The 11,325-nt window shown below is 47.0% G+C and carries 12 protein-coding genes and 1 pseudogene; 7 read left to right on the forward strand and 6 right to left on the reverse strand.

All coding sequences use genetic code 11. The features are described from left to right. Positions 1 to 20: 20 nt before the first annotated feature. A complete protein-coding gene (locus BLS58_RS02280; protein WP_090395954.1) occupies positions 21 to 344 on the reverse strand; it encodes a 2Fe-2S iron-sulfur cluster-binding protein in 324 nt (107 codons plus the stop codon). A gap of 79 nt (positions 345 to 423) precedes the next feature. On the opposite strand from BLS58_RS02280, the gene BLS58_RS02285 reads away from it, so the two are divergent. Further along, positions 424 to 984 carry a beta-class carbonic anhydrase gene (locus BLS58_RS02285; protein ID WP_425433659.1) on the forward strand — a complete coding sequence of 187 codons (561 nt, stop codon included), beginning with the start codon at positions 424 to 426 and terminating at the stop codon, positions 982 to 984. A gap of 47 nt (positions 985 to 1,031) precedes the next feature. Here BLS58_RS02285 and BLS58_RS02290 read toward each other — a convergent pair whose 3' ends face one another. Further along, on the reverse strand, positions 1,032 to 2,282 hold the full coding sequence (locus tag BLS58_RS02290) for a mechanosensitive ion channel (RefSeq protein WP_090395956.1): 1,251 nt from the start codon (positions 2,280 to 2,282) through the stop codon (positions 1,032 to 1,034). A gap of 163 nt (positions 2,283 to 2,445) precedes the next feature. Further along, positions 2,446 to 3,099: a hypothetical protein gene (locus BLS58_RS02295; protein WP_090395957.1), complete on the reverse strand. Its 654-nt coding sequence runs from the start codon at positions 3,097 to 3,099 to the stop codon at positions 2,446 to 2,448. A gap of 108 nt (positions 3,100 to 3,207) precedes the next feature. Between BLS58_RS02295 and BLS58_RS02300 the strand changes: the two genes are divergently transcribed. The 3 genes from BLS58_RS02300 to BLS58_RS02310 all read left to right on the forward strand — a co-directional run bounded on the left by BLS58_RS02300 (position 3,208) and on the right by BLS58_RS02310 (position 5,468). Beyond that, positions 3,208 to 3,459: a YkuS family protein gene (locus BLS58_RS02300; RefSeq protein WP_090395958.1), complete on the forward strand. Its 252-nt coding sequence runs from the start codon at positions 3,208 to 3,210 to the stop codon at positions 3,457 to 3,459. A 419-nt stretch (positions 3,460 to 3,878) separates the two neighbouring features. Next, positions 3,879 to 4,979, forward strand: a complete 1,101-nt coding sequence (locus BLS58_RS02305) for a flagellin N-terminal helical domain-containing protein (RefSeq protein ID WP_090395959.1) — start codon at positions 3,879 to 3,881, stop codon at positions 4,977 to 4,979. A 150-nt stretch (positions 4,980 to 5,129) separates the two neighbouring features. Beyond that, entirely contained in the window at positions 5,130 to 5,468 is a 339-nt protein-coding gene (locus BLS58_RS02310) for a nucleotidyltransferase domain-containing protein (protein ID WP_090395960.1), read from the forward strand. Positions 5,469 to 5,474: 6 nt separating this feature from the next. Here the strand turns inward: BLS58_RS02310 and BLS58_RS02315 are convergent, their stop codons facing one another. Further along, positions 5,475 to 5,954: a thermonuclease family protein gene (locus BLS58_RS02315; protein ID WP_090395961.1), complete on the reverse strand. Its 480-nt coding sequence runs from the start codon at positions 5,952 to 5,954 to the stop codon at positions 5,475 to 5,477. A gap of 94 nt (positions 5,955 to 6,048) precedes the next feature. On the opposite strand from BLS58_RS02315, the gene BLS58_RS02320 reads away from it, so the two are divergent. Beyond that, positions 6,049 to 7,164 carry an AbrB family transcriptional regulator gene (locus BLS58_RS02320; RefSeq protein ID WP_090395962.1) on the forward strand — a complete coding sequence of 372 codons (1,116 nt, stop codon included), beginning with the start codon at positions 6,049 to 6,051 and terminating at the stop codon, positions 7,162 to 7,164. Here BLS58_RS02320 and BLS58_RS02325 read toward each other — a convergent pair whose 3' ends face one another. After that, entirely contained in the window at positions 7,165 to 7,614 is a 450-nt protein-coding gene (locus BLS58_RS02325) for a VanZ family protein (protein WP_245723030.1), read from the reverse strand. Positions 7,615 to 7,839: 225 nt separating this feature from the next. On the opposite strand from BLS58_RS02325, the gene BLS58_RS02330 reads away from it, so the two are divergent. Further along, the gene (locus BLS58_RS02330; RefSeq protein ID WP_090395964.1) at positions 7,840 to 8,748 is read left to right on the forward strand and encodes a DMT family transporter; all 909 of its coding nucleotides are present in this window, start codon (positions 7,840 to 7,842) and stop codon (positions 8,746 to 8,748) included. A 100-nt stretch (positions 8,749 to 8,848) separates the two neighbouring features. Beyond that, positions 8,849 to 10,828: an acetoacetate--CoA ligase gene (locus BLS58_RS02335; RefSeq protein ID WP_090395965.1), complete on the forward strand. Its 1,980-nt coding sequence runs from the start codon at positions 8,849 to 8,851 to the stop codon at positions 10,826 to 10,828. A gap of 153 nt (positions 10,829 to 10,981) precedes the next feature. Here the strand turns inward: BLS58_RS02335 and BLS58_RS17390 are convergent. Then, positions 10,982 to 11,158 (reverse strand): annotated as a pseudogene (locus tag BLS58_RS17390) (acetamidase/formamidase family protein); the annotation flags it as partial. Positions 11,159 to 11,325: the final 167 nt, after the last annotated feature.

Genomic DNA, 11,325 nt, shown 5'->3' on the forward strand with positions numbered 1-11,325 from the left:
CTCGGCGGCTCTCCTTTTTTTTAATCGACCGGTCGCCTGCCGGGATCTGTATTCGTTGCAGTCGCTGTTTTGACCGGACGCACGGTTAGATCGGAATAAACACGATTCTGGCACGAAAGCCGAATGTTTGGATCCGTAATCCCTTTGTCGTTAAGAATAGCCGCTTCCGCTTCGCCTTTCGGATCTAATTCGCCTTCCAAAACCTCACAACGACACGTCGTACACTTCGCGTTCCCGCCGCAACGATGAAGAATATCGACATCGTTATCCTCCAGAGCGAGCACGAGCTTTTTCCCTTCTTCTACTTCGAAAGAATGATAACCATCTACATGAACCGTGGGCATTTTATCGCTCCTTTTATGTATGATATATAGATTCTAACATATTATGCTAGAATGAATCTAAAAGGGAGCTGAAGCAATCATGTACCTGGATGAGATACTCGAGCACAACAAGCAGTTTGTTGAAGCCAAGCACTATGAACCCCATCAAACGAGCAAACTTCCAAACCAAAAATCAGTTATCTTAACGTGTATGGATACGAGATTGATAGAGTTATTACCGGCGGCCATGAACATCAAAAACGGGGATGTGAAAATGATTAAAAACGCCGGTGGCGTGATCACAGGCCCCTATGATAGTGTCGTTCGCAGCCTGCTCATCGCGATTAACGTCTTACAGGCAGAAGAAGTGCTGATCATCGGCCATAAAGATTGCGGCATGCAGAAGCTCGATCCGTCATTTGTAATGGAACAAATGAGTCAACGACAGGTTGAAAATAAAGATTTTCAAGCCGTAGCGGATGCAGGCATCGATATCAAAGAATGGTTGGCCGGTTTTGAAACCGTGGAACAATCCGTAGAAAGTAGTGTGGATATTCTTAAGAAGCATCCGCTTATGCCAGCGCACATCCCGGTGCATGGCCTGGTGATAAGCCCGGAAACCGGGGAGCTCTCGCTCGTGGCGCGTGGGTACGGGGAATAATTGAAAAAGGCGCGTGCAGCATCCACCGGCACGCGCCTTTTCATTTTTTATGACTCTCGATCCTCTGAAAGATCTTTCTTTTTCAAGCGGGTCTCGAATCGATCCAACTGCCTTGTCGCGAAGTCGCGCCCGCCGATACCAAAAGAGATGGCGAAGGCGACGGCCAGTCCACCGAGGATTAAGAGGAAGGCGATATTTACAATCGTGCTCGCGAAGCCGAGTTGATCCAACGTCATGAATATGGCAAAGAGAATAACCGTATATTTGACGATCAAGGCCGAGAATGAGCTGCGTGTATAGCGCACAACCGCTTTTTCGAGGAAATTCCCGGCGATGAGACCGAGACCGATAATGATTAACGCGCTCACGAGCATGGGCAGATAAACGATCACGGCGTTGCCGATTTGATTCAATACATTCAACTCTATGATATTCAACGCTTCCACGGTGAAGAATAGAATAATCAAGACCTGTACGATTCTACCCAAAACTTCCGGAAGATCGAATCTTTGCTCCTCACGAGGTCCGAATCCAATCGCTTCGTAGACGCGATCAATATTCGTTTGCTTTAATAAACCGGTTAACAGACGCGATACAAAGGTTGCAATGTAGTAACCCGCAATAACCAGAATGATCCCGACAAACAAGCTCGGAATAATGTTCAGCACAGTCGACAAGACCGTAACGATCGGCTCTGAGATCGTTTCGATATTGAGCGCCTCAAGTGCAATGACGACGATGGGAATTAAAACAATCACCATCACGATATTGGCCAATGTTGTCGAGAGGGCACCAGCATCAGGCCGTTCCCGCTCATTCGAGCGCATTTTGTCAAAAAAGCGATCAAAATTAAGTGTATTAAGCGCACTTTGAACGAGGTTGCGGACTAAACGCGCCACCAGGATACCGACGACTAAAATGATCGTCGCCAATAATAAGTTGGGTAAAAAGATGAGCAACGTCTCCATCATATTCGAGATCGGTTGCGCGACGGTGGTCATGTTCAAGGCATCCAAAATACTTGGAATAAACAGGATAAACACGAGATAATACCCGATAGAGCTGGCTGATTCCGCAATTTGCTCGCGGTCATCCCTATGTTCATTTCTCTCGCTTCGACTTCCGCTTTCTTGTTCTTTTCTCATAAACACGGGCAACTTAACTTTTCTCACAACGGATGAAATGATGCTTTTTACTATTTTGGCGATCACCCACGCGAGCAGCAGTAATAAAAGTGCCGTGATAATGTTGGGCACGGCTTGCATAAGTTGGGAAACCATATTTTCCATCGTATCCATTTCTTATCCACTCCTTCTGTTGCATTTTGTCGGACAACATAACTTTATGTACCCAAGTATTGCAAAAAAATAACAAGAATTGTTGTAAAAAATTTTGTGACATGATAAAAGTAATATCGCGGTCCATCCGATGTGAAACAGGAGAAAGGTGAGGGGTTTAGTGTTATCGGTTGGGGTAGGAGGTTCGCTCACTCCTCGAGACTTTTCGCCACATCTTTTGAAACGACGCGGAACGAACAATGGCATCAAAGGCAGCGCTGAGCACAATGCCATGCAAAATCACACCAATGATTGTGAGCACAACGTTAATACCATGTCCGACGATCGTTGTCGGATCAAAACTTGCACTATAAAAAACAATCACAGAAATAAGGCTGCTCATCAGCGCCTCGCCATAACTTTCTAAACCGGGCTCGAGTGAATAAAGCGGAATAATCAACAAAATAACAAACAGCAATGCCCCGGCAAACACAAAATAAAGCTTTTGATTTTTTAAATAGGAAATGAACGGCATCGTATAATATTTCGTGATCGTTTTTAAGCGTAAAAGGTGAAGCAAACGGGCCAGGCGCGCAAGCTGAAAAATGGCATCAAGAGGAACCGCCGCTATGACAATGAAGGGATTCGCTTTCACAAACGCCCACTTATTTTCACTCTTAAACAAGCGAAAGATGAAGTCGATAAAAAAGATCCCCCACGTTATCCACACGATATAGCCGTCAACGCCCGTACTATACCAAAGCGTAGCCACCGACAACGCTGCCATGATGATCATGGCGAATTCATACGTAATCTGGATGTTGGATTTTTCGCCCATGATTCCCACACCTTCCTCATCCCGATGATAACAAATGTAGACACGATTTTTCTTTTACATAGATATATAAATACAGGGAAAGCTGAGACAGGTAAGGGGGTGGAAAAGATGGCCAGAATCGGCGTAGAACAATCCCTCTCGGATGTACAGGCAGCCCTGCAGGAAAAAGGACATGACGTCGTTCCGCTCCAACAGGAACAAGATGCCATGGACTGCGACTGCTGCGTTACCACCGGGATGGACAGCAATGTGATGGGAATGAGCGATACCGCTACACAAGCGCCAGTTATTGAAGCACATGGAATGAACACGGAGCAAATTTGCGAGAAAGTGGAAGACCGGTTGAACCTCGCGGAGTAGTGAAACACGCTACAATGAACTGCTGGATATATGGCTGATGGCGCCCTAACGTGTTATGGCGGAAGACGTTAGGTCGTCAACAATAGCTGATGATGCCCTAACGCGTAGTGGCAGAAGTCATTAGGTCGTCAATATTGATTTTTGGCACCCTAACGCGTTACTGGAAAAGCCGTTAGGTCGTTAACGTTGGTATATGAAGTGTGAGCGGGAAATTCAACCAAATGCAATGGGACCCTGAATTTGGGGTTCCTTTTTTTTGATTAGAAATAAGCCTGCCAAAAAACAAAAATTCTACATAAGCCTTCAACTTAAAGAAAAATTGTCCGATATATGAACTAGGGCCTCGTCATTGAGATATCTCAAGGTCAGGTGCATGCACAAGATTAAGTAAGTAAATACAAACAACGGAGGTTATGTTTATGATCATCAACAACAATATGTCAGCGATGAATGCTCATCGCCAATTGGGGATTAATCAGAATAACATGCAATCCTCAATGGAAAAGCTGTCTTCCGGGGAGCAGATCAACCGCGCCGGGGATGATGCCGCAGGGCTTTCGATTTCCGAGAAGATGCGCGCGCAAATTCGCGGGCTTGAACAAGCAAGCAACAACGCACAAGACGGCATTTCCTTGATCCAAACGGCAGAAGGTGCTTTGGATGAGACGCATCAAATTTTGCAACGAATGAGTGAGCTGGCCACTCAAGCTGCCAATGACACAAATCAAACACAGGATCGCGAGGCCATTCAAAGTGAAATCGAAGAATTGTCAGATGAAATTTCCCGAATTTCTAGAGATACATCTTTTAACGATCAACAATTATTAAACGGTGATTTTGAAGAGGGTTCTGAATCACTCACCTTTCATATTGGAGCAAACCAGGATGAAAATATTCATCTGAACATTGAAGAAATGTCCGCGGAAGAACTAGGTGTAAACGCAGGCGCGCCGTTGGTTGAGGGAGGTATTAGTGAAATTGACCCCGAAGACGAGGATGTTGACATACTTGCATTTACCCCTGGTGACAATGGTACTGAACCTACAGCTTATCAAGTGGATGGAGAATGGTACACCGACGTCCGGTGGGAACCAGAGGCTAATGAAAATCAGGGAGCTTATGTTGCAGACGGTGAACAAGTGAGTGTTCAAGTCGATGGTGACATTGAAGCTGGTGCCTCCGCAACGGGCCCCGCAAGCGATCAAGATGCTAACGGAGGGATTAATGTAACTTCACAGTCTGGCGCCGACAGCGCCATCGCTGATATTCACAACGCCATCAATGAAGTTTCACAGGAACGTTCTGACCTGGGTGCCGTGCAAAATCGCCTGGAACACACCATCACGAACCTTGACAATTCTGCAGAAAATCTCCAGGCCGCCGAATCACGAATTCGAGACACGGACATGGCCCAGGAAATGATGGAGTTCACACAGAACAACATCCTTTCAGAAGCTTCCCAGGCCATGCTCGCACAAGCGAATCAGCAACCACAATCGGTCCTTCAGTTGCTTCAATAATTTTACACCTGCAAACCCCGGGTTAATCCGGGGTTTATTCCTTTAATACTCGCCCGGGCATGATGGAGCTCCATGTTTCTTCTATGCTACAATGAAACTCTACCCAGTGAAATTTGTTCGCATATATGACGAAACGGAGGAGATGATTGTATGGCTACAACAACAGATACAATCTTCAGAGAGATAAAACAATACGTTCAATTTGTACATGGGGGAATGACGGTCGAGAAGGTCATTTTATTTGGCTCATATGCCAACGGAACCGCAACAACAGACAGTGACGTCGACATCGCGATTGTCTCTCCTAATTTTGGGAAAGCACCACTTATGGAAAAATTAGATTTATATGGATGGCTACACGATGCAAGCGTTCGAGTTCTCCTTCAACCCTTCCCATTCGGATCGGAAGAATTCAAACACACAGATGATTTTTTCATTAATGAAATAAAGAAAACCGGGGCGGATATTACGTATTTACTCGAGCAATAATCAACCTCACCGCCCCCACATCCCTTTTTCCTGCGCTTGCGCCTCTTCCTGGATTTCATATAGTTCCTCTTCATAACGCACATCCGGTTCATAGACGACGACTTCGGCTAATCCTTCTTCCAACAGCATTTCCTGGAACATCCGATCTTCTTCCACGTACACGTAGAACAGCAACCGATCATATTGATCGCGTTCGGACTCGTCTTGCTCGAGATAAACCGTTTCTCCAAGCAGTACGTCTGTCGCAAATTCAGTTGCTTCTTCGCCGTAAGGTTCCGGCTCACATTCCGGCGGATCGTGTTGATGACAAACCTCCGGTGCATCCACCATAATCGGGCGCACGCGTTCATCGCCCATCCCCTGAATGTTAACGTCAAACGTATCGCCATCCACGATGTTTACCACCGTGCCTTGAAGCTGATCATCCTCAGGGGCTTGACAGCCGACCAGCAGCATTGAAAATAAGAGAATAAAAAAACGCAACATAATGTCCCCCTTTCATAAGCTGATATTTTGCCTGTGAAGTCTCATCACTATTATACTGGAGGAAGTGTCTGCATCAAGAAAGAAGGAAATCGTTATGCAGTACGTGATTTATTTTGCCTTGTGTGGATTGGGCGGTTTTTTATTTTCTTTTACCGACTTATCGATTGCCTGGATGATTGGCGCTTTATTTGCCGGCAGTTTGGTCGCGCTTTTTCAACCAAATTTTGGAGGATTAAAACACGCGGTAAACGACATTCCGAAAAGTTGGTTTTGGGTCGGCCAAGGCATTCTCGGCGTGCAGCTTGGCCTATATGTCAATATGACCCTCTTTGAAACACTGAGCAGCTATTGGTTGATTATTTTTGCTGTCCTCATTCTTTCGATCATATTTGCTTTTTTAACCGGATTACTCCTTTTTTATTTTACAAACACAGACTTGTTGTCCAGTTTCATAGCTACGGCTCCCGGAGGCGTTGTTGCCATGCCTGCTTATGCGCAGGAAACAGGTGCAAATGTGGGCACTGTCAGTATTACCCAAGTGCTCCGTATCGTCCTCGTCATCGGCACCGTGCCTGTTCTCCTATCGCTTAATGGTGACAGCGTAACGTCCGCGGCGTCCATCCAAAGCGTTTCCTATGAAGCCACGAGCTTGCCGCTCAGCTTTAGTCAATTGGGGTGGACGATCGCTTTGCTGGCCCTGGCTCTGCTTGGTATCTTACTGGCAAGAAAGCTGAAGATCCCGACACCCTGGTTGCTCGGGGCGATGATCACCGTTGCGATTTTTAATATTTTTTTCAGTAGTGGTGAGTCAACAGCCGTTCTCTGGTGGCCGGATTGGGCATTGAGTGGTGCTCAGTTATTTCTCGGCGCAAGCATCGGAGCCTGGATGCAGCGCTCGTTATTCCGAGACGCCAAAGCCGTGATTATTGTCGGAACCCTAAGCTCCCTGGCCTTGATTATTGCTCTGGCCGCTTGCTCGCTCCTCGTCGCCTCAGTGACGCAGTTGGATATGGCCACATCGATATTGGCTTTCTCACCGGGAGGAGTCGCGGAAATGGCTGCCACCGCAGTTGAACTCGGCGCCGATTCAACATTCGTCGTCACCGTCCAGGTCATCCGAATTATGGCCGTACTATTAGTCCTGCCGCCCATGTTTCAAATCCTGCGCAAGTACCTTATAAAAGAAGAAAAAATGAAGGCAGAGGCGTGATTAGCTGCCTTCTTTTTTACTAGCGAATTTTTTCCATAACACGACATAAAGCCCGATGCCTACGAGCGCCCCAATACTATCAAGAACAACATCGCTGACTTCACCGCTGCGCCCCGGGATGAACAGTTGATGGATTTCATCTGTTATCGCGTAACATGTGCAGAGAATCCACGCCCAGATGATGAGCCGTCGTGGCCGTGTGGCCATGGTTACGCGAAAAGCGTGGATAACCAAGATGCCAAGACCAAAGTACACCCCCACATGCGCGGCCTTTCGAATCAACGAATGAAAGCTCTCCATATCCGTCGGCCAAAATGGGAGTAAATGATATATGTTTTCCGTTAAACCACCACTGAGAGCACTCGAATCCTCGCCCGACTGATGTGAAAAATAAAAAATAAGACCCATCCAACCGATGACGAGAAACCAGGCTATAACGACCTTCTTCACATTGCTCACGTCCATCCAACTAACATTGACCGCTTTCCCAGCATACCATACAATATTTTAATATAGCTTCTCGGAGGATCCGGGGAATCTGGCGCTTTCCGAACAGAATCTGGCGCTTTTCAATGATATTCTGGCGCTTTCCAAACAGAATCTGGCGCTTTCCCATGATATTCTGGCGCTTTCTGCTGATATTCTGTCACTTTTACATACCGAAAGGATCATTTTATGAAACAATGGAGCATTCCTGACAATAAGGCCCTCATTTGGGCGCTTATTTTTATCATAACACTTCTCTGGGGTTACGCTTGGGTGCTCATGAAAGAAGCCCTTACATATATGGGTCCGTTTACGTTTTCAGCTTTTCGTTTCGGGACGGGTGCCGCCACGTTACTGCTCATTGTGTGGATATTAAAAATCGGTCTTCCGCCCAAACGATACTGGAAGCATCTCATCATCGTCGGCATCCTCCAGACTTCCATTGTTTTCCTGCTCGTTATGTATGGACTGGAGTTTGTCGACGCCGGGCAGTCCTCCATCCTTTTGTATTCCATGCCCGTATGGAGCAGCATTCTGGCCGTTATATTCCTTGGAGAAAAAATAACCCCTGCCAAAATGACAGGGTTAATCATGGGGATTTTGGGACTGCTCACTATTTTAGGCTGGGACATTTGGACAGGGCAAAGTTTTGACGTCATTTTCGGCCAATTATTAATCATCAAAGCCGCTTTATCATGGGCGGCAGCTAATATCTATTACCGGCTCCGTGTTCAAGAGCTGCCAAAATTACAGGCCTCTGCCTTTCAAATGTTTTTTGGCGCCATCGGTATTACGGCAGCAACAATCATCATGGAATGGGGAGAACCCATCGTTTTAAACGCTGAGAGCATCTATTATATTTTATTCACCGGCGTGCTCGCTTCGGCATTGTGTTTCACCGTCTGGTATATCGTGATCAGTAAAATTGATATGGTCTCCGCCACGATATCAACGTTGCTCGTGCCTATTTTCGGATTAACATTCAGCAGCATTCTGTTGGATGAACAAATGACGGTCGGCGTAGTGGCCGGATCTGCGCTGATCATTATCGGCATTAGCATCGCTACGATTTCGAAAAAAGAAGGCAAGGACGGATGATTTAACGATGGGAATCAATAGATGCGCTGAATCGTCCGATTAATCCCTGCCCCGCAATATGATATAATGAAAATATTCATTATCAAACAGGAGGCTTATCATGCCAGTCAAAGAAGGAGAGCTCCTTTGGGAGCCATCACAGGCATTCATCAACCAATCAAACCTTGCTCACTACATGAAGTGGCTGGAAGACAAAAAAGGGTTGGCTTTTAACGACTACCAACAGTTATGGGAATGGTCCGTCAACAACGTGGAAGACTTTTGGGAAACGCAATGGGAATATTTTGATATTAAAGCGTCTTCAACCTATGATCGCGTGTTATCCGGAGACGGGGTGCCCTTCGCGAAATGGTTCGATGGCGCAACGTTGAATTATGCGGAGCACGCTTTCCTTCATGCCCGGCCTGAAGAAGTCGCTATTATTTCTAAATCCGAAATCCGCCCGCTCGAAAAAATGACGTGGCAAACCTTGCAGGAAAAGGTTGCTTCATTTGCTGCCGGGTTAAAAGCGGAAGGGATCAAATCCGGGGACCGCGTAGTGGCTTATTTACCGAATATTCCGGAAGCAACGATTGCCTTTTTGGCTTGTGCCAGTATCGGCGCGGTCTGGTCCAGCTGTTCCCCCGATTTCGGCAGCCGTACGGTGATCGATCGTTTTCAGCAAATCGAACCGAAACTACTGATTGCCGTCGATGGCTATCGTTATAATGGCAAAGATCACGATCGCATCGATGCCGTCTACGAAATTCAAAGGTCCATTCCATCACTGAAGAAAACGATTCTACTGCCATATCTGTCAGAAAACCCCAACACAGACGTACTCACCAACATCGAAAGCTGGGATGAGTTTATAAAAGAACACCAAACAACGTCTTTGTCATACACGCAAGTGCCATTTGACCATCCCCTCTGGATCCTTTATTCCTCCGGCACAACCGGGCTTCCCAAGGCCATTGTACAAGGACATGGCGGGATCCTGCTTGAACATTTGAAAAAGCTGACCTTCCACACCGATTTGAAACCGGAGGATAACTTCTTTTGGTACACGACGACCGGATGGATGATGTGGAATATCGTCGTCAGCGGCTTGCTCACCGGTTCGACGATCGTTTTATATGACGGCAGCCCGGCGTATCCGAATATGGAAACATTATGGGCTTTTGCGGAGGAAACCGAAATGACGGTCTTCGGTACAAGCGCAAGCTATTTGGTGGCGAATAAAAATAACGGAGAAAAGCCGATGGACAAATACGACTTGCGCCACTTGAAGAGCGTCGCCTCCACCGGTTCACCTTTGCCACCGGAAGGATCCGAATGGGTCTATGAAAATATCAAAAAAGATCTATGGCTCGCTTCTGTCAGCGGAGGCACGGATCTTTGCTCGGCATTCGTCACCGGCTCGCCGCTTTTACCCGTCTATGCCGGCGAGATTCAATGTCGCGCACTCGGGGCAAATGTGCAAGCGTATACAGAGGACGCTGAACCCGTCTTCGATGAAGTCGGGGAGCTCGTCCTTTTGGAACCGATGCCGTCCATGCCGCTCTATTTTTGGAATGACACCAACAATGAACGTTATTATAGCAGCTATTTCGAGGAATTCCCCGGCATATGGAGGCACGGAGACTGGATTAAGATCACCTCGCGAGGCAGCTGCCAAATCTATGGCCGTTCCGATTCTACCATTAATCGCGGCGGTATCCGCATGGGAACAAGTGAAATCTACAGCGCCGTCGACGATATTGACGCCGTAGAAGACAGTCTCGTCATCGATATCAACGACCCGGACGGCAAAGACTATATGCCCCTGTTCGTCGTCCTGAAAGAAGGCGAGGAACTTAACGATGAACTGAAAAAAGACATCAACCAGGGCATTCGCAGCCAATGTTCCCCACGACACGTGCCTAACGACATTTTCGCTATCGACGAAGTACCAACCACGTTAAACGGCAAGAAAATGGAAGTTCCGATAAAAAAACTTCTGACAGGGACGCCCGTCGAGAAAGCGGTGAACACAGGATCGATGAAGAATCCGGAAACGCTGAGGTATTTTCAAAACTTTTATCATCATCACGAAAGGTGAGGCCGATAGCCTCACCTTTTTTCAGGCATATTGCTCGCTTACTAACTCAAGCAGCCCTTTTTCCTGCAAATAGGAATGCGGGGCTAGGAAGGTCACCGTGACGACACCGGGGTGTCTGCCAATTTCAATGCCACCGTTAATCGTGGCACGGTGAATGACCGTCTCCGGGTTCATCGTCCCGCATTCCGGACATTTTACCGCAACGAAGGGATCCCCGAGAAACCGTCCCTCGACAGGTTCGTCATTCCCGGATGTATAAGCCATTTCCCGACCTGGATCGAGAATGCCATCCGTAAACTCATTTACGTAAACTGTTTGTTTGGCTTCCATTCTAGTTCCCCCCTTAGTAGGTTGATAGTTTCATTATATCAAAGCGTGAAGCGCTTTCCCATTTTTCATATTTCATACGCTCGATAGAGGATCACTTCGCTCCTCCGATACCTCTCGGGACTGATCCATTGGCTTCTGAGGGATCACTTCGCTCCTCTGATACCTCT

This window comes from Natribacillus halophilus (assembly GCF_900100185.1).
Classification (GTDB): Bacteria; Bacillota; Bacilli; order Bacillales; family Marinococcaceae; genus Natribacillus; species Natribacillus halophilus.